Here is a 25,350-nt window from a genome sequence, read left to right as displayed (position 1 = left end):
TCATTTCCATTCTGCTTTTTTGGCAATCTGCACAATTGAATAGAGCATAGATGCCAGGACATGTGGATGAGAGTAGCTATTTTGATGTTCATATCCATTTTCAGATTTGGCGCCATGGGAAAATTTTTCCCCAGGTATGTGTTTTGCTGAGCGATCCGATGGGACGGTTTCATCGCCAGTAGAATTTGGTGGTTGTAATTTTATTTTCAAAACACGTGTTCCTGCTTGTACAGTAAGGTTACCTTTTGCATCGTCAGTCAATAGCTGCCACTTATTTGGTGATGGTATAATTTTTTCTGGATCGGATGAGTTTTTAATTTCTAAACCCTCGGTAACTTTGAAAGTGATTTCTCCATAGCTTAAGAATTCTTTTGAGGCACAATAGCTTGCATATGTATTTGGATGAAATATTTGTTCTATTTCCTTTAGTAATTCTGATGCATCTTTCAATCGTCGCATGACATTGTTGATGCCTCCCCCTTTTTTTGGCGGAATATTTGCAGGATTCACCCAGGAAGGATTTATCATCCTCCACCAAGCATTCGCAGGTTGTAAATAGATACTTTCCACCGCACTATCCTTACCTCGTGGCCAGCTCCAAAGTAATTTATCTGTTGCATCAACAACCTTGATCCATTCTTGACCATATGCCATGCTTGGCAACATTTCTAATGGTGCAGGTGCATTTGCGAGAATTGCGGTGGTGTGTTCACCATCAATGCCAAGAATTTGGGCTTCGAGAGTATTAATTGGACCACCCTTTTCCTTAAAGCCGAAACGCATGCGTTTGTATGCACTGGCGGCCCCTAAGGTAGGCATCACATTATGATATATTCCAAGTATTTTTACACTTTTATCATTAAGCATATTTCCATATCTAGGATGCATTAAGGCTCGGGCGAGCAGACCTCCCATGCTATGTGTGACGAGAATGACCTCACTGCATTTGAAGCCGCATTTCTGATAGCCTATTACTATGCCGCGTATGCGTTTGGCAATAATAATAGCAGTAATGGCATTGCTCTGCAGGAAGTTGTATCCCAACGCATGAACCGGATACCAGCATGGGGAAATTTTTAGCATGTCGGAAGTGTTAATTGGTGCTCCGGACGAACCACCAAATTCTTTCGGATTTTGTATTAGGAGCTTAGCAATAGGCGGATAGGCTTGTTGACCAAATGAATATCGTCCAGTAACTTGATCGGAAGGATCAATTTTCCAATGAGGTAAAATTTCTCCTTTTTTTATTATATTATTCATGAAGAATTCTGTTTTTTTAAGCATTTCGCCATAGGCGCCGGCGAAAAGAACTTCGCTCCATCCACGCCACCGTGCAATATGCGCTGGAGTTTCACGTATTTCTCGGGGAATAAATTTTCCCGCTACACCAGGTTTCTGAATTGCATCTACCTGAGCATTTTTTTTAGGACTAACAGAAATCAATGGAGGAACACCAGGAAAATCGTCAGGAACGTTGTTATGACGTGCGTCAGATCCTTTGGTTACGTCTCCACCAGGGAAGAAACGCTCATTTTCGATAGAATATTGATAGTACTCAACTTCAGTTTCATTTGGATCAAAGACCAATTGTCGATCTCTGGGAGATGCTCCCCTAAACCAACCACCTAAACCACTACCGGTTGCAACCGCCAAATTACCAGATTTGTCGACCATGTCATCTGGCCTCCATGATCTGTTATCCTGTCGCTTCAGATCATCTTGGCGTTGTTTTTTCATTCTTAAATTGCTACCCATAACCCCAGGTAAAAATATAATAGGGATTATTTTTTTAGGCGGAATAGTTAGGTCATGACGAATGGTATCGTTTATTTCTGTCATATTGACTGTGTATTCCGCCCATCCGCCGACACTCTGCCGAAACTCGCCTTGATGATTGCCGTGTTCATTCAAGTCGTTATCATCACTCATGGCAGTTCTCCCTTGTAACGTATCGTATAGCTGTCCATGCCATCTCCTTTTTGTAATGGCGTCAGCCCGTCGGCGCCGCTTTTTTCGCTAATAATGTTGCCGTCGTCACGTATGAGTTCAAAGGCAATATCGGATGCAGGTTTCCCGTCCACTTCCAGCAAGCGGACGGCCTGATCAAAACGGGTCACGGGCCTCTCATTAAATTCCTGCGACACGCTCTTCGGCGCCAAGGTTTCCAGGTTGCCGTTGAAGAGCACGGGGGAAGAGGTGAAGAACTGCACCTTGTCGCTGATTTCCAGCATATGGTTGGCGCCGTGCAGGCGTACGCCTTTCTTGCCCTTGATGTTGACCCAGTCCGCTTCGCTGATCAGCGACAAGACTTTCTGAGCGAGGATTTCCACCTCGTCGCTGTGGGCCTGGATGGACACCTTGCCGCTGGCGGCAATCAGTTTCATGCCGGCCTTGTGCACGAACAGGCTGAAAGTCTTGGCGATGCTGGCAAACATGCTGTCACCGCTGGCAAGTGAAATATGCTTGCTGCTGGTGAGCGCCACATGCTCGCTGGCGGCCAGGTGGATGGACTGGGCCGTGCTCAGCTCGATGCCGGCCGGACTGGCCAGCAGCAAATGCGGTTCGGACAGCTCCGGGAAATCGCCGCTGGCGCCTTTGATGGCGGCGTTTTGCCGCTGGATGGATTCAGCGACGGCGCCCTGTTGTGCTGCGCTGTCTTGCGCCCCCGCATCGACGGCCATGCCGGCCAAGCCTTGCTGCAGTTGGCGTGCTTGCGCCAGGCGGGCCTGTGTTTCGTCGAGCTGTTTGACTGATCCCGTTCCTGTTGATGTTTCTGTGGTGATCAGCATGCCTTTGGCTGCGCGCAGGGCGCCCCAGGCGCTGCTGGCCAATTCAAAGCCCACACCGCGCGCTTCCTTGCGGCCGGCGTTGTCGTCAATGCGGGTGATGTTGCCCAGTGAAAGGCGGCTATCCTGATGCTCGCTGCGCAGCTGTGCCTGAATCGCGCCCTTGGTATCGTCGAGTACAAGGTGGTTGGCGCTGCGGGCGCCCAGTTCGCGGCTGCGCAAGCCGGACAGGGCGCGTTGCTGCGGCAATTGCCAAGGCGGTGGATTGGCGCTGTTGTAGACCACGCCAATGACGATCGGATGGTCGATATTGCCGTCCTGGAATTGCACGACGACTTCCTGGCCCACGCGCGGCAGGGCGATTTGTCCCATCTGCGGACCCGCCATCGGCATCATGACCCGTATCCAAGGCGAGCTGCGCTCATCGAATTCACCGAGGCGGTCCCAGTGAAATTGCAGGCGGATACGCCCCAGTGCATCGGTATGGATTTCCTCCCCGGCCGGTCCGACGACCAGCGCCGTCTGTACACCGGCAACGATGCATGGCGTGCTGTTGTAGCCGCGTCCCGGGCGCCAGCGGATGTCCCGGCGCACGCACAGCATATTGTTGACATAGTGGGAGGGTGCATTCGGGCCGACCTGATAATTATTGCTGGCGCTATGCTCGACTGACAGGATCAGGTACTCGCGTTCGGCAATACTGTCAGGGCGCTCCTCGCCAGGCTGATAGCGTTTTTCCTCGGCGCTGAAATGTCCATCGAGCCGGAAACAAAGACCGGGCTGCGCGCCACGGTGATTGCCGGCCGCCTCGAAATACTGGCGCAAATGGTCGCTTTCCTCCATGCGGCGTTGTGCCAGAGCTTCCCCGGCATCGACATCCTTATAGCCATAGGCGCCCGTGTTTTCATACAGTTCGTGGGCAAATACATCACCCTGGCGATTCAGCGAGTAGCCGCTGGCAAGGCGCGGTTGCGGATTTTTATAGTCGAAACTGGCCAAGGTCAGTTGCCCGGAGCCGATCCGGCGCACGGCTTGCCACTGTTGCAGGCCATCGTCTTCCATGGAGCCCGACTCTGAGTGAAAATGCATGGCGCCGTCGCCGGACGCCGTGGCGATCATGTCAGCCAGGGTGGTGTTTTCCGCGAGCCATAGCGTATGGCCATCGGCGCGGTGCTCGTACCAGTAATGCCAGCCCAGCGCCTCCCAGCGCCGGTGCAGGTGGTTGTAGTCGGTTTCATTGTGCTGGTTGGCGCAGGTGATTTGCGGATCGTCGCCATGGATGCTGGTTTTCCAGTCGCGCTGATCGTAGTGCGCAAATGTCGTTTCGGTCAGCTGCATTACGCTTTGGCCATGGAAGGACACATTGTCCTGGCGCAGCCGGGCGAAGGCCAGCCATGGTTGCAGCACCATCCGGTACCACGCAAAGCCGCCATCGGCGCGCAGCAGGCAAAACTCGCCCACATAGCCGTTAAAGTAGCGCAGCGTACCATCGTCGCGCACCATGGAAATGGTTACCATGCGGCCCATCATGGCCTTGAGCGCAATATGCGCATCATCGGACAGCAATTCGGCCTCGAAACGGAAGTCGCGCGACACCTCTTCCCTGGCGGTCAGCGAATTGACCAGCAGTATGGCGCCGGCAGGTCCATCTTCATGGGGAAAGTCGATCTTCAGCAGGCGCCGTTCTTGCGCGGCGAGGTCGAAGGCCGACAGTGCCGCCTGGATGTTTGCATGCATGGCCTGCCTCCGTTACAGGGATGTGATCAGGTGGGCGCCACAGGCGGTGACGTCGCCGTCATAGGCGTACGGCTTGCCCATGTGTTTTGCGCCGGCGCCATCGGGCGTGATCGGGAAGTTGCCCTTGCACTTGGGGCAGAAGGTGGTGTCATCGGCCAGCGCCGCCGTCTTTCCCATCACGTTGCTGCCCGATGATGCGCTGGTGACCTTGCCGCCGTGATCGGTTGCGTCTCCGAGCCGGATGACGCCGCGTCCCGCATGTTTCATGCTTGCCTCGCTTTCCAGTGATGGGCTGCTCAGGCCAGTTGCAGCAGATAACGCACTTCGGCGCCGCGTACCTTGCCTGGTGTTGTCTGCAAGAACGTCGTCCAGCCAAGCCGCCGTCTTTCTGACGGGTTGGAACTCAGGAGCAGGGGGGTAATGCATGGCGGACTCAATATCAGCCGCACTTCATATTGCAGGTCTGGTACGCCAAACAGCGCCAGCACCTTTGCCAGTGCCGCCGCGCCTGTACTGCGCGGCAGGAAGCGTTGCAGGCCAGCGGGATCCAGCGGGCCGATATGCAGGCAGACGCGCATGTCCTGACGCCAAAGCCGCAGGCCAAGCGTTGCGCCACGCGCCAGGGTAAAGTTGACACTGCCCAGCAGGCTGCGCCGGTTCTTTTCCAGATAGTCCCAGCCACCGACAAATTGCTGCACGGTGACGGGTACGCCGCAGTACTCGGCCAGCACGGGGCCAATCGCCTGCGCGGAGACGGGGCGGCAGCGCAGCAGACCCGCGTACCAGGCCGCGACATCCTGCGTCACGGCATCAGCTTCGCGGCTCGACGGCAGCGCACCGCGCCGCACGCCGGCCAGTGCCGTCAGCAAAGGCAGTTGTACATCCCTTGCCTGGGTCTGGAGCGTGGATTCCAGTCGATACTTTTCCCATGCCTGGTAATACAGCGTGAGCATGCGGTGCGAAAAGATATCGAGGAAGGCCGAGACGCCAGCATCTTTGCTCGACAAGCGGTAGGCGGCAATGCGTTCCGAGTGGTGCAAGGGCAGGGTGCCGCCGACGCCCAGAAAACGCATGAAAGTGGGCATCAAGGTCAGTTGTTCATTGCCGTCGAGCGAGAGCTGTTCGATTTCACTGGCGGGAAAACTCAGCGACAAGCTGTTCTTGAAGCGCAACACTTGGCCGAAGGCTTGCGCATGGGACACGTTCTGCTCGCGTAGCCAGCACAGCAGAATTCGCACCGCCTGCACGAACTGGTAGCGGTACGGTTCGGCCAGCAAGTGTTGTACTACACCAGATTCTGCAGTCCGCTTCTTGGTTTGCATCGGATCAGCTCCTCTCCGCTTTGCAGTGACAGCACCACCAGTTCGATGAAACTGTTGATTTGCACATACAGCCCAAGAAAGTGATCGATCACCTGCACAAACAGGTGCATGCCGCTGCCGACGAACGCTTCCTCGTCCAGCGTGAGGCGTACCTCCACGCCATGCGCCAGCGACGTGCCGCGCTTGTGCCGCAGCCATGTTGTGGTCGGCGAGTGCGCGAGCGCGACGATGCCGCCGATCTGGCGTTGCGAGCTTGCCGATTGAGACAGGTCATACAGTGTCAGCATTTCACGCAGTGCCGGCAGGCCTTCCTGAACCAGCGCGTGATGATTCAGCGTCAGGTGCGAAATCAACCGCCAGTGCAGGCCCGCGCCCGGTGAAAAGCATCGCGGCTGGCTGGGGCGTCGCAGCATGTGCAGTGCAGGTCCGCCGCCGCACGGTTGCAAGTCTCCTTGTGGCTGGCCGTATTTGAGCGACAGCGGAAGGTCGCGGTTACTGCAGGTCAGCGACAGCGACAAGCTGGCTTTTTCGTTGATCAAGGGATTGAAGCCGCTATCGACCAGCGTGATTTTCTTTTCGTGGCCAGGACTTTTCATGGCCAAAGCCATGTCGTGGCGCACGATCCAGTAATGGCCTTGTTGCGCCGCACCCTCGCCATGGCGCAGGCTGTACAGCGGGCGAAATTCGGTCAGCGTGCTTTCGCCTCCGCGTTGGCGCAGCAAACGCACGGCATCGACAGTGACGACTTCGTAACCATGGGCATGGGTAGCATGGGCCAGCACGGAATAGTCGATTTTTTGCCGGGTGATGGCGATCGGCACGCCTTCTTGGCGGAAGAGGTTGATCGCCGGACTGCAGCCCAGCCTTAAGTTGTCGCTGGAAATACTGGACAACATGCGCGCCGCAGCGGAATCGGGTCGCAAACCGGCCATGCACAGATGCAGGGTAAGGCGCTGGCAACCAGGCGGCAGGGCAGCACTCAGCGCCGCGATATCGATGTCGAAGAAATTGAATTTTTCCGGATACGCAAAATACTCGCTCAGGATGCGGTAGGCCGGTTGCGAACGGGCACCGAAAGGTATCAAGGCATCCGTGTCGGCGAAGCCGACGGGCGCCAGGGGGACGGCGGGCAGGGCCATCCACTGCGCCGCGTCGATGGACACAAAAGCGCAGACTGCATGCATGAACAGGGCATCGCGCAAGGCGGCGGAAAAAGAAGCTTCACCATCGATGAAAACGCGCAGTGATGCGGGTGCCGCATCGAGATGCCGGATGCCGATGTTCAGCGAGGAACTGGCTGATGCTGGCAGGCGTACGCCTGGCGGCGGCTTGATCATCGCATCGAAAACCGCACTTTCCAGTACCGATGCTCCGGTCGTGATGTCGTAGACCGTCTTGAAGCGGCAGCGCACGCCACGCACAGGCATTGCGTCCATTTCACTGCCGGCCGGCAGGTGCATTACACCCGCTCCAGCCGCTGGGACAGGCTGATGGACGATGGTGGACGATGGAAAGGGGCGCAGATAATGTGGAAACAGGGCTTCGAACAGGGCTTCGGTAAATTGCGGATAGTCGTCATCGAGCCGTTTCGAGATGCGGGCCGCCAGCATGGCCACCGATTCGATCAAGTGTTCGACGTGCGGATCCTCGCAAGACTCGCCGGACATGTGCAATTTGCCGGCGATTCTCGGATAGCGCTCGGAGAACTCACGGCAATGCCGCCTTAGCATCACCAGCTCGCGTTCGAAATACGGCAGCAAGTCCTCCATCTCTCTTTTCCTGTGTCTTCGCGGCGGAATGGTCAGTATCCGAGCGTTTGCTCCAAGGTAAATTGCGTTTGCGCAATAATTGAACAGGGTTGCTGCGCAACATCAAGAACTTCCAAGCTGGCAACCTCAGACTGGCAAGGCAGCATGATTCCAACGGTCAACATGGAGAACGCCATGACATTGCCATCCAAATTACTGTGGTCCGAGGGGCTGGCCATCGGTCCCCAGCAATTCCAGCAGCTGGACCGCTACCATGAAGCGCGCCTGCAACGCCTGGCCTCACTCATCAATCCGCATTTATGGGGCGTGCACGGCGTCAGCTGGAATGTGGATGCACTGGCCAACAATAGCCTGCGGGCGGACGCCATGTCGCTCGTCTTTCAGGATGGAGAATTCTTTGAGGCGCCTCTCGGCGATGTATTGCCCAGTGCAGTTGACTTGTCCAAGCTGCCTTCCAGCGAACATAGTTTTACTTTTTACGCCGCGCTGCCGGCGCTGCAGGCACACGGCGGCAATGTGAGTTCCGCCGGCGCGCGCTATGTCCAGGCGGATATCGAAACCCCGGATCTGTACAGCGAGGCAGTCAGCATCGATGTGGCTTACCTGAAGAAGCGCGTGTATCTGCTGTCGCAGCTGGACCCGCTCCATGATTATCTTGCCATTCCGGTGATCCGTTTGTACCGCGCTGGCAATGGCAGCTTTGAAATCGATGCCTCCTTCATTCCGCCCGGTCTGACCATCTGCGCCGAGTCTTCGCTGCAGAAAATGCTCGATTCGCTGATCGACCGCATGGGCGCGAAAATCGAGGCGCTGTACAGCCGCCACCGTCAACCCGGTAACAATACGGTTGAATTTCATGGCGGGGATGTTTCCTCGTTCTGGATGCTCAATACATTGAGCACGGCCAGCGCCACGCTCAGTCATTGCGCCAGTTACCGGCGCCACCACCCCGTGTATTTGTTTGAAAAATTGATGGCATTGGCCGGCGGCTTGATGACGTTCTCGAAAAAGTACACGCTGAGCGACTTGCCCGCGTATTGTCACGATGACGCGGCTCCCGGTTTCGGCAAGCTCGATGGCATCATTCGCGACTTGATCGATACGGTGCTCCTGTCGCGTTACTTCCCGATTCCACTGTCCAACGACACGCAACAAAACACCCACTATCACGGCTTGCTCGATGCCAAGCGGATTGACCGTCAGACCGAACTCTGCCTTGCGGTCAACGCCGATATGCCGGCGCTGGAACTGGTTGCCACGGTGCCGTTGCAGTTCAAGATATCGTCTCCGGACAATATCGAACTATTGCTTGGCAGGGCACTTCCGGGTGCCGAGTTGCGTCATATGGCCCAGGTTCCTGCTGAAGTGCCAGTGCGGCCCAATACCTATTACTTTTCGATCGATAACAAGGGCAGCATTTATGACGGCATGATCAAGGCCCAGGCGATTGCGATTTATGTGCCGTCTGGCATAAAAGGGCTGAAGCTGGAATTGTTCGGCATCAGCGGCACCGCCGCGTAATGATGGTTGCCTTGTCAAAAGATTGCCCTAAGCAATAGACTTGCCCCGGCAGTTGACGTTATCATGTTTTTGTAAGTGTCGGTCGCTGAGCAGTCAGCGCAATGGTGAAACATGGTGACAGCGAGAGTGAGCATGGGCATGGCGAATGATGCGTGATGTGCCTGGCGGCGGGATGGGCAGGGCAGCGGTGCGCCGCTGCGGCCGCGCATTGCTGCTGGCGTTGTGTGTCGTCGCCGCCCCTGCGGCCATGCCGGCTGCGCCGCCGCACCAGGGGCAGCGCGTGCTGGTCCTCAATGCCTACGATTACGGCCGCGCCGGCGTGGAATCGTACACGCGCACCTATGTGGCCGCCATGGCCGCCGCGGGCCTGGCCAGCGAAGACATCATGGTCGAGCACCTGAACCTCAATACCCAGGGCGACCCGGCGCTGCGCAACGAGATGCGTGATTTGTTGCTTTTAAGATACACCCAGATGATGGGGCGCAAGGCGGATCTGATCATCGCGATGCAGCAGCCGGCGCTCGATTTTTTGCTGTCGGACCTGGCGCCGCTGGCGCGCGGCGTGCCCGTGCTGGCGATTAACACCTCGGGCAAGGCCTTGCCGGTAGGCAGCCCGCTGGCCATCTGGCAGCAAAAGGCGAACGTCGATTTTCCCGGCACACTGGCGCAAGCGATGGCGCTGTTCCCTGAAACCAAAACCATCGTCATGGCCGTCGGTGCCAGCGAGGCCGACCAGGCCTTGAAGCGCAGCATGCAGCAGGCGGCGCAGGCCTGGCAGGGTATCGTTTTCATGGAGTATCTCGACGGCCTGACCCTGGCGCAGATGCGCGCGAAGGTGGCGCGCCTGCCCGCCGATACGCTGCTGGTGACGGGCAATGTCAACCGCGACGTGGACGGCGCCATCGCCACGCCCGTGCAGTTTGCCGGTGAACTGGCGCGGCTGGCGAACGTGCCCGCCTTCGGCATGTACAACACGAACGTGGGCAAGGGCATCCTCGGCGGCTCCATCCTGCACATCGAAGGGGCCGCGCAGCAGGTGGCGCAGATGTCGCTGGCCGTGTTGGCCGGCAAGGCGCCAGCCGCACCGGGCGCCTTGCTGCCGCCGGTCCGTCCTGTGCCCATGTATGACTGGGAGCAGCTGCAGCGCTGGGATGCCGACATCAGCCGGCTGCCGCCGAACACCCTGTTCTTCAACCGCCCGCCGCAGCTGTGGCACGAGCACCGCGCGGCCGTGCTGTCGGCTGGCGCCGTGTTTCTCGCCATGGCGTGCATGCTGAGCGCCTTGCTGCTGCAGCGCCGCCGTTTGCGCCGCGCCGAGGGCGAGGCGCGCGAAAGCGAACAGCGCTTCCGCATCCTCGTCGAGCATGCGCCCGAAGCCATCGTCGTGTATGACCTGGACCTGGACCGTTTTATCGACGCCAACAGCAGTGCGCAGCGCATGCTGGGCATGTCGCGCGAAGCGCTGCTGGCGCGCGGGCCGTTCGACCTGTACACGGGCGAGCAGCCCGATGGGCTGCCGCTGGGACTGATGATGGAAGAGCATCTGCGCCGCGCCATGCTCGGTGAACCCATCCTGGTCGAGCGCAATGTGCGGCGCGCCGACGGCAGCATATTCCCTTGCGAAGTGCGGCTGGTGCGCTTGCCGATGGAAGGGCGGCGCCTGGTGCGCAGCGGTATCGTCGACATTTCCGAACGCAAGCAAAGCGAGCAGGAACTGCTCGGCTACCGCGACCACCTGGAGGAACTGGTGCAGCAGCGTACGGCCGCCCTGTCGGTGGCCGTCACCGAGGCCGAATCGGCGAACCGCGCGAAAAGCGTCTTCCTGGCCAACATGAGCCACGAGTTGCGCACGCCCTTGAATTCCGTGATCGGATTTTCGCAGATGATGGCCGATTCGAGCAGCATGTTCGAGGAAGAAAAGCATAACCTGGCCATCATCAACCGTGCCGGCCACCATTTGCTCACCTTGATCAACGATATCCTGGAGTTATCGAAAATCGAGGCGGGCCGCATGCATCTGCAGGCGGGGCCCGTGGACTTGAACGGTTTGCTCGACGAAGTGCTCGAGATGGTGCGCATGCGTTCGAGCGACCAGGGCATCGCGCTGCGGCTCGAACGTGCCGGCGTGCCGCCGCTGGTGCGCCTCGATGGCGCCAAGCTGCGCCAGGTGCTGCTCAATTTGCTGTCGAACGCGCTCAAGTTCATCAAGCAGGGCAGCGTGACCCTGTCGCTGGCTTGCCAGGCGGAGGACGATGGGCAAGTGGCGCTGGCCTTTGCCGTGCGCGATACGGGCAGCGGCATCGCGGAAGAGGACCTGGAGCGCATCTTTGAACCGTTCGTGCAGGCCGACAGCGCCGTGGCGCAGGCCGGCACGGGACTGGGGCTGACCATTTCGCGCGAATTCGTGCGCCTGATGGGCGGCGAGCTGCGCGTTGAATCGACCCTGGGGGCCGGCTCCATGTTCCATTTCGACTTGCGCGCACCCCGCGTACAGTGCCCTGCCGTCGCGCCGCTGGCTCCGGGCCGCGTGGCGCGCCTGCCGGCGGCCCAGCGCGGGCGCACGGTGCTGCTGGTCGACGATGACGACAACTGCCGCAAGCTGCTGACCGGCTTGCTGGAGCCGCTGGGCTTCCAGCTGCAGGAGGCGGCGGGCGGCGTGCAGGCGCAAGCCATGCTGGCGGCGCAGCGCTACGACATCGTGCTCAGCGACTGGCGCATGCCGGACATGGACGGCCTGGCGCTGACGCGCTGGCTGCGCGCGCAGCCGGCGTTGGTGCAGCCGCGCCTGGTGATCATGACCGCTTCCGCCTTCGAGGAAGAAAAGCAGGAAGCGCTGGCGGCCGGCGCCGACGGCTTCCTGCGCAAGCCGATCGAGCAGGAACACCTGTTCGCCATGCTGGAGCAGCAGCTGGGCGTGCGCTTCCAGCGCACCGGCGCCGTGCCGCCGCGCGTGCCGGTCGCGCCATTTGACCTGCAGCAGTTGCTGGGCCAGTTGGGCGCGGACGAGCGCCAGGCGCTGCTCGCATCCGTGCAAGCCCTCGATTTGCGGCGCAGCGCCATCGTGCTGGCCGGCGTGGCGACCAGCCTGCCGCAGCTGGCCGCGCACATCGCCGCCATGCTGGAACAGCATCAATACCAGCCGCTGTGCGCCATGCTGGCGCAGCTGGCCAGCGAGCCGCAGGGCGAAGACGCATGACGCTTCACCCATCCAAGGGCGCGCGCCTAGGCGGCGTGTCCATCGTGCTGGCCGTCAGCGTGGCGCTGACCTTTGTCGTCACCGCGCTGCTGCTGGTGTTTGCCGTGCTGTTTTACCAGTCCGAACGCGAGCAGCGCTGGCAGCAGCTGCAGCGCAGCCTGTCCGTCAGCGCGGACCAGCTGGCCGTGGCCATCGAACTGCCCTTGTGGAATCTCGATGAAAAGCAGATGCAGGCCATCATGCGCAGCATGCTGGGCAAGCGCGACTTGATGGCCAGTTCGCTGACGCCGGGCATCGGCAAGGAAGCGCTGGTCCTGCGCCGCACCGCGGACGGTTCCATCGGCAGCTTTTCCTCGCTGTCCGCGGAGCCCGACTGGCTGGTGCAGCGGCGTCCCGTGACGATGGGCGGACAAGTCATCGGCAGCGTGGCCGTGTATGCGACGCCGGCTCTGCTGCATGCGCAGCTGCGGCAACGCGCGCTGGGCATCGGCGCCATGATCGTGGCGCTCGACGTGATCCTCGTGGCCAGCATCTGGCTGCTCATGTGGTGTCTGATGCTCAAGCCCCTGAAGGCGATCGGCCAGTATGCGGCCGGCATCCAGGCAGGGCAGGGCGAAGCGTTCGGCACGCCGCCGAAAGCGTGGTTCCTGGGCGAGCTGCGCACGCTGTACCGTTCGATCCGCGAGATGGTGGCGCTGCTCGACAGCCGCTACCGCGCCTTGCAGCGCAGCGAGGAGCGCGTGCAGATGGCCACCGGCGCGGCCAGCATCGGCATCTGGGACTGGAACGTCCGCAGCGGCGCCTTGCAGTGGGACGAACAGATGTACGCGCAGTTCAAGGCCGATGCGGACAGCGGCACGGCGCCGGCGGCGATCTGGCGCGCGGCGCTGATGCCCGACGACGTGCCGGCCGCCAAGGAAGCCCTGCGCGCCGCGCTGGACGCCGGCCAGGCGTTCACGCACGAATACCGCATCCTGTGGCCCGATGGCGCCATCCGCTACATCAAGGTCGATGCCGTGATCTTCCGCGACGGGCAGGGCCAGCCCATGCGCATGGTGGGGTCGAACTACGACATCACGGCGCACCGCGAGGCCGAACTGGAACTGCTGCGCCACCGCCATCACCTGGAAGAACTGGTGGCCGAGCGCACGAGCGCCCTGTCGGTGGCCGTCAGCCAGGCGCAGGCCGCGAACCGCGCCAAGAGCACATTCCTGGCGAACATGAGCCATGAACTGCGCACGCCCTTGAATTCCGTGATCGGCTTTTCGCGCCTGATGGCCGCCTCGCCCAATATGCACGACGATGAAAAGCGTAACCTGGCCATCATCCACCGCTCCGGCAATCACTTGCTTATCCTGATCAATGAAATCCTCGAACTGTCGAAGGGCGAGGCGGGGCGCCTGCAGGCGCAGACGGCCGTGGTGGCGCTGACGCCCCTGCTGCAGGAAGTGATGGACATGCTGGGCATGCGCGCCGAGCAGCAGGGGCTGGCCTTGCGCCTCGATTGCGCGGACCTGCCGGCGGCCGTGCTGCTCGACGCGACACGCTTGCGCCAGGTGCTGCTGAACCTGATGTCGAACGCCGTCAAGTTCGCCGGCGGCGGCGAAGTCACCCTGCGCGTGCGCGGCGAGCGGCGCGGTGGCGATCAATGGATGCTGTCGTTCGCCGTCAGCGACACGGGCATCGGCATCGCGCCGGAAGACCAGCAGCGCATTTTCGAGCCCTTCGTGCAGGCCGACAGCGCGGGACCGAAGGATGGCACGGGCCTGGGCCTGGCCATCTCGCGCGAATTCGTGCAACTGATGGAAGGCGAACTGACGGTGGAATCGACGCCGGGGCAGGGCGCCGTCTTCAGCTTCCGCATTCCCGCGCAGGCGGCCGAGGCGCCGCTGCAGGTGCCCGTGCCGCAGCCCGTGTCGCCGGCGCCCGAGGCGCGGCCGGCACTGCGGGCGCAAGATTTGCTGCTGTTGACCGGGGAAGAACGCGCCGCCTTGCTGGTGGCGCTGCGCGAATTGAACCTGGCCAGGGTGGCGCAGCTGCTGGCGGCCCTTCCCGCGGTGGCGGCGCCGTTGCTGGCGCCGCTGCAAGCCATGCTCGACCTGCATCAGTACCGCCAGCTGTGCGACTTGCTGGAGAATGAAGGCGTGCTGGCGCACGCTTGAAAGTGTGGGCTGACAACATCGGATTCGCTGAAAAGAACGACTAAGTAGCGCCGATGGATGGTGCTAAATTGCAATAAAGATTATGATGATAGTACGTAGTTCATCGCAAAGAAATGTCTTGTCCAGCGTGGCAACCGACCGCCGCGCCTCATCCAAAGCTGAGAGAACTGCTACATGCACCGCGATTTTTCGGAAGTGAACTCGAAGGGCGAAGTACTGATCGTTGAAGATACGCCGGCTTCGCTGAAGCTGTTGAGCGATTTGCTGGGCGGCGCCGGCTATGCCGTGCGCCAGGCGCCGAACGGTGAACTGGCCCTGTGGACGGCCCAGGCGCGCCCGCCCGAGCTGATCCTGCTCGACGTGCGCATGCCCGGCCTCGACGGCTTTGAAGTGTGCCGTCGCCTGAAGGAGATACCGTCCCTGTGCCAGGTGCCGGTGATCTTCCTGTCGGCCCAGTACGATACGGACGACAAGGTGCGCGGCTTTGCGCTGGGCGCCGTCGACTTCATCGCCAAGCCCTTCCAGGCCGAGGAAATCCTGGCCCGCACCGACGCCCACGTGCGCCTGGCGCGGGCGCAGCTGCAGCTGGCGCAGGAACGCGCCAACCTGGAACGGCGGGTGGCCGAACGCACGGCCGAACTGGAGCAGGTGGCCAGCACCCTGGCGCGCGAAGTGCAGATCCGCCGCGCCAATGAAGAATTGCTGCGGCTATCGGGCCAGGTCTTCGAAGCGACCCAGGACGCCATCCTGATCACCGATGCGGCCGGCGTCATCGTCACGGCCAATCCCGCTTTCACTCGCATCACCGGCTACGCGGCGCAGGAAGTGGTGGGCACGGACATCATGCGCCTGCATGCAGAATACACGGGCGAAGCGGTGCTGCTGGCCCTGCGCCAGGGCTTGCGCAGCAGCGGCTGCTGGTCCGGCGAGGTGCAGACGCGGCGCAAGAGCGGCGACACCTATCCCTGCCTGCTCAGCGTCTCCACCGTGCACGGACCCGACGGTGCCGTCGTCAACTATATCGGCGTCTTCCTCGACATCAGCGAACGCAAGGCCGAGCAGCATCTGATCGATTTCCTTTCCTACCACGATGCGCTGACCGGTTTGCCGAACCGCGTGCTGCTGCGCGAGCGCTTCGAGCAGGCGCGTGCGAATGCCGTGCGCGACAGTCAGCAGGTGGTGCTGATGTGCCTCGACCTGGACCGTTTCAAGAATATCAACGATTCGCACGGCCAGGCCGTCGGCGACAAGGCGCTGCAAGTGGTGGCGCGTTTCCTGTCCGGCTGCGTGCGCGAAGGCGACACGGTGGTGCGCCAGGGCGGCGACGAATTCCAGATCCTGCTGCAGGACGATGCCCTGCTGGGGCGTACCCTGGGGCTGGCGCAAACCATCCTGGCCGGCTTGCGCGAGGAACTCAGCGTCGATGGCGAACGCCTGGCGCTGACGACGAGCATCGGCATCGCGATGTGCCCGGCCGACGGCGACAGCCTCGACGACGTGCTGCGCCACGCCGACACGGCCCTCGTGCGCGCCAAGGAAATGGGGCGCGACCATTACGCCTTCTTCACGGAACGCATGGGCAGCGATATCCGCGCCCGCCTGGCGATGCAGCAGCAGCTGCGCGGCGCCATCTGCCGCGATGAATTCGAAGTGCACTACCAGCCGCAGATGTGCTTGCGCACGGGCGCCTTGCTGGGCGCGGAAGCCCTGCTGCGCTGGGATAACCCGGTGCTGGGCAAGGTGCCGCCCGGCCTGTTCATCGCGCTGGCCGAGGAATACGGCTCGATCACGGCCATCGGCGAATGGGTGCTCGAAAGCGTGTGCGCGCAAATCCGCGCCTGGCACGACGCGGGCCTGGGCAGCATCAAGGTGGCCGTCAACCTGTCCGGCAAACAGTTCGCACAGGACCGCACGGTGCCTTTCGTCGAGGCGGCCTTGCGCAAATACGGCATCGCGCCCGCCTGCCTCGGCATCGAGATCACGGAAAGCACGGTGATGGGCGACCCGGACAAGGCCGTGGCGGCCCTCACGCGCCTGAAGGATATCGGCGTGGGCATTTCGCTCGACGATTTCGGCACCGGCTATTCCAGCCTCGGCTACCTGAAACGCTTTCCCATCGACGTGCTGAAGATCGACAAATCCTTCGTCGACGACGTCACCACCAGCAGCAGCGACGCGGCTATCGCCCGTTCCGTCATCTCGCTGGCGCACAACCTCGACATGCGCGTCATCGCCGAAGGCGTGGAAACGCGCGAACAGGTCGACTTCCTGACGGAACACGGCTGCGATGAAATGCAGGGCTATTTTTTCAGCCGCCCCCTCGCTGCGGAAGCCTTCACGGCCTTGCTGCGCGAACGGCGCACCCTGGCCGTGACAGTGGCCGTGGCCTAAGCGCCGCGGTGCGGCCGATGCACCATGCCGGTGCGCCCGCCGCAGCGCGGTGCACGATTCTCACTTTTCCTTCCCCTGACGCTGGCACATATCCTGCTTAGGTAATCGCTTATTTACGCGATTGCCCCGCATGCCAGACAGCACCCGACCAGTCACGCCTTTACCAGCCAGCGCGCACAGCGCCTGGCAGGCGCAGCTGCGCCTGGGTTTTGCCTTGCACGATGGCGTCAGCCGTCTCGTCGAGCGCACGCACAGCGGCCCCCTGCGCGTGCAAAAGCCCCTGTACCCGGAAGGCGGCGCCGTCTGCCACGCCATCATCATCCATCCGCCCGGCGGCGTCGTGGGCGGCGACCAGCTGGCCGTCGACGCCACGGTGGGCGAGGGCGCGCACGCCTTGCTCACGTCGCCGGGCGCGGCCAAGTGGTACCGCGCCAACGGCCACGTCTCGGGCCAGCACATCGTGCTGCGCGCTGGTAGCGGCGCGGCCATCGAGTGGCTGCCGCAAGAGAGCATTTTCTTCGACCAGGCCTGCGTGCGCCTGCGCCACGAAGTGGAACTGGCGCCGGACGCCAGCTACATCGGCTGCGACATCGTCTGCCTGGGCCGCAGCGCCTCGGGCGAAGTTTTCAATACGGGCAGCATCAGCCAGCAGGTGCAGATCCGCCGTGGCGGCAAACTGCTGTGGTGGGAGCAGGGCGTGCTGGCTGGCGGCGGCGCGCTGATGGCCAGTCCGTTGGGCTTGGCGGGCCACACGGTGTGCGCCACCCTGATCGCCGTCGGCATGCCCGTTTCTCCCGACGTGCTGGCGGCCGTGCGCGGGATCACCGCGCCGGCCGGCGCAGCGTTTGGTGCCACGCACATGAAATCGCTGGTGGTGGTGCGCCTGTTGTGCGGCGACAGCGAGGCGGCGCGCCGCGTCATGCTGGCCGCCTGGCAGCTGCTGCGCCCCGCCATGCTGGGACGCGACGCCGTCGTGCCCCGCATCTGGAACACTTAATCAGGAAAGAAGAAGGAAAACTATGGACCTGACTCCCCGCGAAAAAGACAAGCTGCTCATTTTTACGGCTGCGCTGCTGGCCGAACGGCGCCTGGCGCGCGGCTTGAAATTGAATTATCCGGAAGCGGTGGCCCTGATCAGCGCCGCCATCATGGAAGGCGCGCGCGATGGCAAGTCGGTGGCGCAGCTGATGTCGGACGGTACCAAGATACTCTCGCGCGCCGACGTCATGGACGGCATCGCCGAGATGATCCCCGACATCCAGGTGGAAGCCACCTTCCCCGATGGCAGCAAGCTGGTGACCGTGCACCACCCTATACCGTAGTTTTTTGAGAAGGAGCCCATCATGACCCCAGGTGAATACCAATTGGAAGAAGGCGAAATCAGCTTGAATGCCGGGCGCGCCACGGCCACCGTGGTGGTGGCCAACCGGGGCGACCGGCCGATACAGGTCGGCTCGCACTTCCATTTTTTTGAAGTCAACCCGGCGCTGGCTTTCGAGCGCTGGCGCGCCTATGGCATGCGCCTGAACATCACGGCCGGCACGGCCGTGCGCTTCGAGCCGGGCCAGCAGCGCACCGTGGAACTGGTGGCGCTGGCGGGCGAGCGCAAGGTCTACGGCTTCAATGGCGAAGTGATGGGCGAACTGCAAGACACGCCACCGGGAAAGGATTGAGATGGCCAGCATTCCCCGCAGCGCATATGCCGAGATGTTCGGCCCCACCAAGGGCGACCGCATCCGCCTGGCCGATACGGAACTGTTCATCGAGATCGAGCATGACTATGCGATCTACGGCGAAGAGGTGAAATTCGGCGGCGGCAAGGTGATCCGTGACGGCATGGGCCAGTCGCAGCGCTGCGCGGCCGAGGTGATGGATACCGTCATCACGAATGCCGTCATCCTCGACCACTGGGGCATCGTCAAAGCCGACATCGGCTTGAAGAACGGGCTGATTTTCGGCATCGGCAAGGCGGGCAACCCGGACATCCAGCCTGGCGTGACCCTGGCCATCGGCGGCGCCACGGAAATCATCGCCGGCGAAGGCATGATCGTCACGGCCGGCGGCGTCGACACGCATATCCACTTCATTTGCCCGCAGCAGATCGAGGAAGCGCTGATGAGTGGCGTGACCACCATGCTGGGCGGCGGCACGGGACCGGCCGTGGGTACGGCCGCCACCACTTGCACGCCGGGACCGTGGCATTTGCACGCGATGCTGGCGGCCGCCGACGCCTTCCCGATGAACCTGGGCTTCATGGGCAAAGGCAACGTCAGCCTGCCGCTGCCGCTGGAAGAGCAGGTGCGCGCGGGCGCCATCGGCCTGAAACTGCACGAAGACTGGGGCAGCACGCCGGCCGCCATCGACAACTGCCTGTCCGTCGCGGACAGCATGGATATCCAGGTGGCGCTGCACAGCGATACCCTCAACGAGGGCGGTTTTCTCGAGCACACGCTGGCCGCCTTCAAGGACCGCACCATCCACACGTTCCACACGGAAGGGGCGGGCGGCGGCCATGCGCCAGACATCATCGCCGCCGTGGGGCAGTCCAACGTGCTGCCTTCGTCGACCAACCCGACGCGCCCGTTTACCGTCAACACGCTCGACGAGCACCTGGACATGCTGATGGTCTGCCACCACCTGGACCCGGCCATTGCCGAAGACGTGGCGTTTGCCGAGTCGCGCATCCGCCGCGAAACCATCGCCGCGGAAGACATCCTGCACGACATCGGCGCCATCTCGATGATGTCGTCCGACTCGCAAGCGATGGGGAGAGTGGGCGAGGTGATCATGCGCACCTGGCAGACGGCGCACAAGATGAAGGTGCAGCGGGGCGCCTTGGCGCCCGACACGGCGCGCAGCGACAACTTCCGCGCCAAGCGCTACATCGCCAAGTACACGATCAATCCAGCCATCACGCACGGGATTGCGCACGTGGTGGGCTCCATCGAGGCCGGCAAGATCGCCGACATCGTCCTGTGGAAACCGGCCTTTTTCGGCGTCAAGCCGTCGATGATTTTAAAAGGCGGCATGATCGCGGCCGCGCAGATGGGCGACCCGAACGCGTCGATCCCCACGCCGCAGCCCGTGCACTACCGCATGATGTTCGGCGCCTTCGGCGGTGGCCTGAAAAAGTCGTTTACGTTTGTATCGCAGGCGGCCTACGACCTCGATATCGGGCATCAGCTGAAACTGAATAAATCCGTCATCGCCGTGAAGAACATGCGCGGCTTGCGCAAGCACGACATGATCCACAACAGCGCCACGCCGCACATGGAGGTGGACCCGGAAACCTACGCCGTGCGCGCCGACGGCCAGCTGCTCGTGTGCGAAGCGGCCGCCGTGCTGCCGATGGCGCAGCGCTATTTTCTATTCTAAGCAGGAGACAAGCATGCTGACTTTGCATACCAAGTTGGGACCAGAAGACCAGCGCGCACCGTTTGCCCAACTGGTGCTGCCCTACGACCAGCGTGAAAAATGCCGGCTGCGCGCCGTGCTGTCGAATGGCGACGACGTGGCCGTGTTCACCGTGCGCGGCACGGTGCTGCGCGACGGCGAACGCATGACGGGGCCGGAAGGGCAGGTGGTGCAGATCGTTGCCGCGCGCGAGCCGACTTACCTGGTGCGCTGCGCCGATGCGCACACCCTGCTGCGCTGCGCTTTCCATTTGGGCAACCGCCATACGCAGGCGCAGGTGGGCGACGGCTTTTTGCGCATCCGCAAGGACGTCGTGCTGAAGGAGATGCTCGAAGGCTTGCAGGCGATGGTGACGGAAGAAAGCGCACCGTTCGAGCCCGAGGCGGGCGCGTACGGCGGCGGCCATGGCCACCACGACGGCCACGGCCAGCACTTGCTGGCGCCCGTGCCGCTGCGGCAGAAAATCCACCGTCCCGGCGATGTGCCAGGCGCTGCGTGATGCAGGCATCGGCCCTGCTGCATTTGCTGCAGTTCGCCAGCCCGGCCTTGCCGATCGGCGCCTACAGCTATTCGCAGGGGCTGGAAGCGGCGCTGGAGTCAAGCCTGGTGCACGACGCGGCCACGGCGCGCGCGTGGATCGCCGAGCATCTGGCGCAGGTGGTGGCGCGCTGGGAAGCGCCTTTGTGCTGGCGGCTGATGCAGGCGTTTGAAGAACAGGATTTGCGCGCCGTGCAGCGCTGGAGCGAGCGTTTCATCGCGTCGCGCGACACGGCGGAATTTCGCGCCGAAACCATCCAGATGGGCTATTCCTTGACCAAATTGCTGGCCGAACTGGGCGTGGCCGACGGCGTCCTGATCGACATGCTGCAGGGCCAGCCGGAAGTGGCCTTGCCTACCGCGTATGCCTGCGCCGTGGCGGCACTGGCGATTCCCCGCGAAGAGGCGCTGCTGGCCATGCTGTTCGCGTGGGCGGAAAACCAGGTACTCGTCTGCGTGAAATCCGTGCCGCTGGGGCAGGTGGCCGGTCAGCGCCTGCTGCTGTCGCTGCGGCCTGACCTGGAAGCGGCGGCGCTGACGGCGCAAACCTTGCAAGACGACGAGATGGGCAACTGGGCGCCCGGGCTGTCGCTGCTGTCGATGCGCCACGAAGTGCAGTACAGCCGCCTGTACCGTTCCTGAACACTATAACGAGAGACCATACTATGACATCGATCACCTCCAATCCGCTGCGCGTGGGCATCGGCGGGCCCGTCGGCTCGGGCAAGACGGCCCTGTGCGAAATGCTGTGCAAGGGCATGCGCGAGCGCTACGACATGGCCGTCATCACGAATGACATCTACACCAAGGAAGACATGGAAATCCTGCTGCGCGCGGACGCCTTGCCGGCCGAGCGCCTGATGGGCGTGGAAACGGGCGGCTGCCCGCACACGGCCATCCGCGAAGACGCTTCCATCAACCTGGAAGCCATCGCGCGCATGCAGGCGGATTTTCCCGAGCTTGACTTGATCCTCGTCGAATCCGGCGGGGATAACCTGGCCGCCACCTTCAGCCCGGAATTGTCGGACCTGACGATTTACGTAATCGACGTGGCGGGCGGCGAAAAAATCCCGCGCAAGGGCGGGCCCGGCATCACGCGTTCCGATTTGCTGATCATCAACAAGACGGACCTGGCGCCGTACGTGGGCGCCAATCTGGACATCATGGCGCAGGACGCCAAGCGCATGCGCGGCGCGCGCCCGTTTGTGTTCACCAACCTGCGCAGCGGCGATGGCGTGCAGGTGGTCATCGATTTTATCCGCGAGCAAGGTTTGCTCGATCAACCAGGCAAGGAGCTGCAATGAGCGCAACACTGATGAAGAAAACCACCGCCGTGGCTGCCCTGTGCCTGCTGGCCTTGCCTGCGATGGCCCACCCCGGCCACGGCGAGAGCGTGGGCTTCCTGGCCGGTTTCGCCCATCCGTTCACGGGCATCGACCATTTGCTGGCCATGCTGGGCGTGGGCATCTGGGGCGGCCAGCAGCGCCGCGGCCTGGCCCAGCCCGCCACATTTCTCGGCATGATGCTGCTTGGCGCGCTGGCAGGCATGGCGGGCTTGACGGTACCCGGGCTGGAAACGGGCATCGCCGCCACGGTGGCGCTGGTGGGCCTGGCCATCGCACTGGCGCTGGCCTTGCCGAACTGGCTCGGTATGGGATTGGTGGGCCTGTTTGCGCTGGCGCATGGCAATGCCCACGGTCAGGAATTGCCGGCCGCCTCGGCCGCCTGCGGCTTCATGCTGGCCTCGGCCATCTTGCTTGGGACGGGACGTTTCACCGGCCAGGTGCTGGCCGAGCGCATGTTGCGGGTGGCTGGCGTGGCCTTGACGGCCGCCGGCGTGGTGCTGATGGGAGTTGCTTAGGCGCCGGGACGCTTGTCCGACAGCACGATGGGCGCCGCCTTTTCAGGGTGCAAGCCCTGGTGGCCCGCATACACGGCGGCAATCGCCGCCATGTCGGCGTCCTTGTTGCCTGTCAGATATAAATGGTCGACGACGCCCAGCACCTTGTTCGGGTAGTCGATGTAGACCAGCAGCAACGGCACCTTGGCCGCCACGGCCAGGTGATAAAAGCCGCTTTTCCAGTTCGGGCGGTAGCTGCGCGTCGCTTCCGGCGTGATGGCCAGCCAGTACCAGTCGGCGGCCAGCATGCGTTCGGCCTGGCGCTGTATCGTGCCGCTGGTGGTGCTGCGGTCGACCGGTTCGCCGCCCAGGTAGCGCAGCACCTTGCCCATGGGGCCGCGGAACAGCGAATCCTTGGCCAGCCAGCGAAACGGCAGCGACAGCGCCCATTTGCCGAACAGGCCGACGATGAAATCCCAGTTGGACGTGTGCGGGTAGACGACGGCGATGCCGCGCGGCCCCGGCAAGGGGCGAAAGCGCATGCGCCAGCCGAACAGGTGCAGCACGCGCAGCGCGCAGCGCTGGTGCCAGGTCGGCAAGTCGCCCGCTTGTACAAATAAATCGTCCATTGATACCCTTCAGTGACACTATTCTTAATGGGATGGCGCTGGTGGCCATTTTCCTTGAAGCAAAAATTCTGCGCAGGCATTCTATACGGGGCTGGCGGTGGCGACAAGCAGCCGAGGCCGCTATTCATGCGGTGTCGGGGCGATTGCCGCTGCTATTTTAACGATGCTTTGCCACGGTGTCGGGCACTAAATGTGCACAATGTGGTCAAAACTTGATGCAAGGTTGATCCACCCGATAGGGAGCCATGGCATGAAAAACAATATCGATGATGGACATGGGCAGCAAGTCCGAACGGACAAAGTGATGGCCGAACTCGTCGAGCGGGGCGTGGCGTTTCATCATGCGCTGGGGCGAACGGTGGCGACGGCCTACTTGCGCGAGCACGCGGTGCCGGCCGAGGTGATACGCCGTGTCTTCAGCAGCGTGCAGGCGCGCCGTCCGGCCCGGCCGGCACGGCGCCGATGGCGCTGAAGCGCAGACAAAACGGCGGGCGCCGCGATCGTCACGCAGTCCTTTGCGTTGGTATCGTTGCGCCCGCCGCCGGGGGGAGCCGCTAGTTGCTGCTCAGGGCGCCGTTCAGCCGTGGGCCGCCAGCGCCGGGTAGTCCGTGTAGCCGGCCGCGTCCGGCGCGTACAGGGTGGCCGGGTTCAGCGGGTTCAACGGCGCGTCGCTGTGCAGGCGGATGGGCAGGTCGGGGTTGGCGATGAACCACAGGCCAAAGGCGACGGCATCGGCTTCGCCCTTGGCCAGCAGGGCTTCGGCCGCCGCCTTGTCCATTTTTTCGTTGGCGATGTACACGCCGCCGAATTCCTGTTTCAGGTACGGACCCAGGCGGTCGTCGCCAAGCGCTTCGCGCGCGCAGATGAAGGCGATGCCGCGTTTGCCCAGTTCGCGTGCCACGTAGCCGAAGGTGGCGCGCGGGTCGGAGTCGCCCATGTCGTGCGCGTCGCGGCGCGGCGCCATATGCATGCCGACCTTGTCCGCGCCCCATACTTCGATACACGCGTCCGTCACTTCCAGCATCAACCGGGCGCGGTTTTCTATCGACCCGCCATAGTTGTCGGTGCGCAAGTTGGTGCTGTCTTGCAGGAACTGGTCGAGCAAATAGCCATTGGCGCCGTGGATTTCCACGCCGTCGAAGCCCGCTTTTTTCGCATTTTCCGCGCCCAGGCGGTAGGCCGCGACGATGCCGGGAATCTCTTCCACATCGAGCGCGCGCGGCGTGACGAATTCCTGTTGCGGGCGCACCAGGCTCACGTGGCCGGCCGGCTTGACGGCGCTGGGCGCCACGGGCAGGTCGCCGTCGAGGAAGAGTGGTGCGGAAATGCGGCCCACGTGCCACAGTTGCAGCACGATCAGGCCGCCCGCGTCATGCACGGCCTTGGTGATGTGTTTCCAGCCTTCCACCTGTTCCTCGGACCAGATGCCCGGGGTGTCGGCATAGCCCACGCCCTGCGGCGTGACGGCCGTCGCTTCCGAGATGATCATGCCGGCCGAAGCGCGCTGCGTGTAGTACTCGGCCATCAGGGCGTTGGGCACGCGGCCCGGATTGCCGGCGCGCGAACGCGTCAGCGGCGCCATGATGATGCGGTTTTTCAGTTGCAGGCTGCCAATGGTGATGGGATCGAATAAAGTTGCCATGATGGTTGTCTTTCCTGTCGAGAGTGCCGCGTGCGGCGATGTGGATGGGGTTGCTGTTACAAACCTTGCTGCATGTGATCGAGAAAGGCCTGGATGGTCGCTTCATTGCGGCTGAAGAAACTCCATTGGCCCACCTTGGTGGTCGAAATCAGGCCCGCCTTCTGCAAGCTGGCCAGGTGCGCCGACACCGTCGATTGCGACAGGTTCAGGCGCCGGTCGATCAGGCCGGCGCACACGCCCAGGTGCAGCGGGTGATCCTGCTCCTGGAAATACTGTTCCGGCTCCTTCAGCCATTGCAGGATCTGCCGCCGCACGGGATTGGCCAGCGCCTTGTGGATGGCGTCGATATCCATATTGTTTCTCCTGAATATACGATTCGCTTTTCAGCGATGTATATATCGTGA

Annotated in this window: 21 protein-coding genes; 13 read left to right on the top strand and 8 right to left on the bottom strand. The window is 62.2% G+C overall.

Features of this window, described 5'->3' with window-relative positions; genetic code table 11:
• From AC4BCN_RS19455 to tssF, 5 genes are read right to left on the bottom strand one after another with little or no spacing between them, the layout of a single operon-like run.
• Positions 1-1,929: an esterase/lipase family protein gene (locus AC4BCN_RS19455; RefSeq protein WP_490491540.1), complete on the bottom strand. Its 1,929-nt coding sequence runs from the start codon at positions 1,927-1,929 to the stop codon at positions 1-3.
• Positions 1,926-4,523 carry a type VI secretion system Vgr family protein gene (locus AC4BCN_RS19450; protein ID WP_490491539.1) on the bottom strand — a complete coding sequence of 866 codons (2,598 nt, stop codon included), beginning with the start codon at positions 4,521-4,523 and terminating at the stop codon, positions 1,926-1,928. The genes AC4BCN_RS19455 and AC4BCN_RS19450 overlap by 4 nt, the downstream gene beginning before the upstream one ends.
• Positions 4,524-4,535: 12 nt before the next feature.
• The gene (locus AC4BCN_RS19445) at positions 4,536-4,790 is read right to left on the bottom strand and encodes a PAAR domain-containing protein (protein ID WP_490491538.1); all 255 of its coding nucleotides are present in this window, start codon (positions 4,788-4,790) and stop codon (positions 4,536-4,538) included.
• 29 nt (positions 4,791-4,819) lie between these two features.
• Complete coding sequence (tssG, locus tag AC4BCN_RS19440; protein ID WP_490491537.1) at positions 4,820-5,845, bottom strand: type VI secretion system baseplate subunit TssG; 1,026 nt, start codon at positions 5,843-5,845, stop codon at positions 4,820-4,822.
• Complete coding sequence (gene tssF, locus AC4BCN_RS19435) at positions 5,809-7,614, bottom strand: type VI secretion system baseplate subunit TssF (RefSeq protein WP_490491536.1); 1,806 nt, start codon at positions 7,612-7,614, stop codon at positions 5,809-5,811. The genes tssG and tssF overlap by 37 nt, the downstream gene beginning before the upstream one ends.
• 174 nt (positions 7,615-7,788) lie before the next feature.
• On the opposite strand from tssF, the gene tssK reads away from it, so the two are divergent.
• From tssK to AC4BCN_RS19375, 12 genes are all read left to right on the top strand, one after another.
• A complete protein-coding gene (tssK, locus tag AC4BCN_RS19430; RefSeq protein ID WP_456150313.1) occupies positions 7,789-9,135 on the top strand; it encodes a type VI secretion system baseplate subunit TssK in 1,347 nt (448 codons plus the stop codon).
• Positions 9,136-9,280: 145 nt separating this feature from the next.
• Entirely contained in the window at positions 9,281-12,331 is a 3,051-nt protein-coding gene (locus AC4BCN_RS19425) for a sensor histidine kinase (RefSeq protein ID WP_490491535.1), read from the top strand.
• On the top strand, positions 12,328-14,493 hold the full coding sequence (locus AC4BCN_RS19420; protein WP_490491534.1) for a sensor histidine kinase: 2,166 nt from the start codon (positions 12,328-12,330) through the stop codon (positions 14,491-14,493). The genes AC4BCN_RS19425 and AC4BCN_RS19420 overlap by 4 nt, the downstream gene beginning before the upstream one ends.
• Before the next feature lie 174 nt (positions 14,494-14,667).
• A complete protein-coding gene (locus tag AC4BCN_RS19415; RefSeq protein WP_128142686.1) occupies positions 14,668-16,884 on the top strand; it encodes a two-component system response regulator in 2,217 nt (738 codons plus the stop codon).
• A 130-nt stretch (positions 16,885-17,014) separates the two neighbouring features.
• Positions 17,015-17,881, top strand: a complete 867-nt coding sequence (locus AC4BCN_RS19410; protein ID WP_189396508.1) for an urease accessory protein UreD — start codon at positions 17,015-17,017, stop codon at positions 17,879-17,881.
• A 22-nt stretch (positions 17,882-17,903) separates the two neighbouring features.
• A complete protein-coding gene (locus AC4BCN_RS19405) occupies positions 17,904-18,206 on the top strand; it encodes an urease subunit gamma (protein WP_034751936.1) in 303 nt (100 codons plus the stop codon).
• A 21-nt stretch (positions 18,207-18,227) separates the two neighbouring features.
• A complete protein-coding gene (locus AC4BCN_RS19400) occupies positions 18,228-18,557 on the top strand; it encodes an urease subunit beta (RefSeq protein WP_034751935.1) in 330 nt (109 codons plus the stop codon).
• A 1-nt stretch (position 18,558) separates the two neighbouring features.
• Positions 18,559-20,259 carry an urease subunit alpha gene (gene ureC / locus AC4BCN_RS19395; RefSeq protein ID WP_490491533.1) on the top strand — a complete coding sequence of 567 codons (1,701 nt, stop codon included), beginning with the start codon at positions 18,559-18,561 and terminating at the stop codon, positions 20,257-20,259.
• Positions 20,260-20,272: 13 nt separating this feature from the next.
• A complete protein-coding gene (gene ureE, locus AC4BCN_RS19390; protein WP_490491532.1) occupies positions 20,273-20,797 on the top strand; it encodes an urease accessory protein UreE in 525 nt (174 codons plus the stop codon).
• Positions 20,797-21,477 carry an urease accessory protein UreF gene (locus tag AC4BCN_RS19385; RefSeq protein WP_139089711.1) on the top strand — a complete coding sequence of 227 codons (681 nt, stop codon included), beginning with the start codon at positions 20,797-20,799 and terminating at the stop codon, positions 21,475-21,477. The genes ureE and AC4BCN_RS19385 overlap by 1 nt, the downstream gene beginning before the upstream one ends.
• Before the next feature lie 23 nt (positions 21,478-21,500).
• Positions 21,501-22,139: an urease accessory protein UreG gene (gene ureG / locus AC4BCN_RS19380; RefSeq protein WP_070304690.1), complete on the top strand. Its 639-nt coding sequence runs from the start codon at positions 21,501-21,503 to the stop codon at positions 22,137-22,139.
• Complete coding sequence (locus AC4BCN_RS19375) at positions 22,136-22,696, top strand: HupE/UreJ family protein (RefSeq protein ID WP_490491531.1); 561 nt, start codon at positions 22,136-22,138, stop codon at positions 22,694-22,696. The genes ureG and AC4BCN_RS19375 overlap by 4 nt, the downstream gene beginning before the upstream one ends.
• Here the strand turns inward: AC4BCN_RS19375 and AC4BCN_RS19370 are convergent.
• Positions 22,693-23,304: a 1-acyl-sn-glycerol-3-phosphate acyltransferase gene (locus tag AC4BCN_RS19370; RefSeq protein ID WP_490491530.1), complete on the bottom strand. Its 612-nt coding sequence runs from the start codon at positions 23,302-23,304 to the stop codon at positions 22,693-22,695. The genes AC4BCN_RS19375 and AC4BCN_RS19370 overlap by 4 nt on opposite strands.
• Positions 23,305-23,554: 250 nt before the next feature.
• Between AC4BCN_RS19370 and AC4BCN_RS19365 the strand changes: the two genes are divergently transcribed.
• Entirely contained in the window at positions 23,555-23,776 is a 222-nt protein-coding gene (locus AC4BCN_RS19365; protein ID WP_034751929.1) for a hypothetical protein, read from the top strand.
• Positions 23,777-23,881: 105 nt separating this feature from the next.
• Here AC4BCN_RS19365 and AC4BCN_RS19360 read toward each other — a convergent pair whose 3' ends face one another.
• Positions 23,882-24,946 carry an alkene reductase gene (locus AC4BCN_RS19360; protein ID WP_139089709.1) on the bottom strand — a complete coding sequence of 355 codons (1,065 nt, stop codon included), beginning with the start codon at positions 24,944-24,946 and terminating at the stop codon, positions 23,882-23,884.
• Positions 24,947-25,002: 56 nt separating this feature from the next.
• Positions 25,003-25,299 carry an ArsR/SmtB family transcription factor gene (locus tag AC4BCN_RS19355; protein ID WP_490491529.1) on the bottom strand — a complete coding sequence of 99 codons (297 nt, stop codon included), beginning with the start codon at positions 25,297-25,299 and terminating at the stop codon, positions 25,003-25,005.
• Positions 25,300-25,350: the final 51 nt, after the last annotated feature.

Source organism: Janthinobacterium sp. Bl 1 (assembly GCF_058215535.1).
This window is presented reverse-complemented; position numbering and strand designations above follow the sequence as displayed.

Excerpts from the sequence above, each read along its gene's own strand:
- AC4BCN_RS19455 (WP_490491540.1), bottom strand. The coding sequence starts at position 1,929 with ATGAGTGATGATAACGACTTGAATGAACACGGCAATCATCAAGGCGAG.
- AC4BCN_RS19450 (WP_490491539.1), bottom strand. The coding sequence starts at position 4,523 with ATGCATGCAAACATCCAGGCGGCACTGTCGGCCTTCGACCTCGCCGCG.
- AC4BCN_RS19445 (WP_490491538.1), bottom strand. The coding sequence starts at position 4,790 with ATGAAACATGCGGGACGCGGCGTCATCCGGCTCGGAGACGCAACCGAT.
- tssG (WP_490491537.1), bottom strand. The coding sequence starts at position 5,845 with ATGCAAACCAAGAAGCGGACTGCAGAATCTGGTGTAGTACAACACTTG.
- tssF (WP_490491536.1), bottom strand. The coding sequence starts at position 7,614 with ATGGAGGACTTGCTGCCGTATTTCGAACGCGAGCTGGTGATGCTAAGG.
- tssK (WP_456150313.1), top strand. The coding sequence starts at position 7,789 with ATGACATTGCCATCCAAATTACTGTGGTCCGAGGGGCTGGCCATCGGT.
- AC4BCN_RS19425 (WP_490491535.1), top strand. The coding sequence starts at position 9,281 with ATGATGCGTGATGTGCCTGGCGGCGGGATGGGCAGGGCAGCGGTGCGC.
- AC4BCN_RS19420 (WP_490491534.1), top strand. The coding sequence starts at position 12,328 with ATGACGCTTCACCCATCCAAGGGCGCGCGCCTAGGCGGCGTGTCCATC.
- AC4BCN_RS19415 (WP_128142686.1), top strand. The coding sequence starts at position 14,668 with ATGCACCGCGATTTTTCGGAAGTGAACTCGAAGGGCGAAGTACTGATC.
- AC4BCN_RS19410 (WP_189396508.1), top strand. The coding sequence starts at position 17,015 with ATGCCAGACAGCACCCGACCAGTCACGCCTTTACCAGCCAGCGCGCAC.
- AC4BCN_RS19405 (WP_034751936.1), top strand. The coding sequence starts at position 17,904 with ATGGACCTGACTCCCCGCGAAAAAGACAAGCTGCTCATTTTTACGGCT.
- AC4BCN_RS19400 (WP_034751935.1), top strand. The coding sequence starts at position 18,228 with ATGACCCCAGGTGAATACCAATTGGAAGAAGGCGAAATCAGCTTGAAT.
- ureC (WP_490491533.1), top strand. The coding sequence starts at position 18,559 with ATGGCCAGCATTCCCCGCAGCGCATATGCCGAGATGTTCGGCCCCACC.
- ureE (WP_490491532.1), top strand. The coding sequence starts at position 20,273 with ATGCTGACTTTGCATACCAAGTTGGGACCAGAAGACCAGCGCGCACCG.
- AC4BCN_RS19385 (WP_139089711.1), top strand. The coding sequence starts at position 20,797 with ATGCAGGCATCGGCCCTGCTGCATTTGCTGCAGTTCGCCAGCCCGGCC.
- ureG (WP_070304690.1), top strand. The coding sequence starts at position 21,501 with ATGACATCGATCACCTCCAATCCGCTGCGCGTGGGCATCGGCGGGCCC.
- AC4BCN_RS19375 (WP_490491531.1), top strand. The coding sequence starts at position 22,136 with ATGAGCGCAACACTGATGAAGAAAACCACCGCCGTGGCTGCCCTGTGC.
- AC4BCN_RS19370 (WP_490491530.1), bottom strand. The coding sequence starts at position 23,304 with ATGGACGATTTATTTGTACAAGCGGGCGACTTGCCGACCTGGCACCAG.
- AC4BCN_RS19365 (WP_034751929.1), top strand. The coding sequence starts at position 23,555 with ATGAAAAACAATATCGATGATGGACATGGGCAGCAAGTCCGAACGGAC.
- AC4BCN_RS19360 (WP_139089709.1), bottom strand. The coding sequence starts at position 24,946 with ATGGCAACTTTATTCGATCCCATCACCATTGGCAGCCTGCAACTGAAA.
- AC4BCN_RS19355 (WP_490491529.1), bottom strand. The coding sequence starts at position 25,299 with ATGGATATCGACGCCATCCACAAGGCGCTGGCCAATCCCGTGCGGCGG.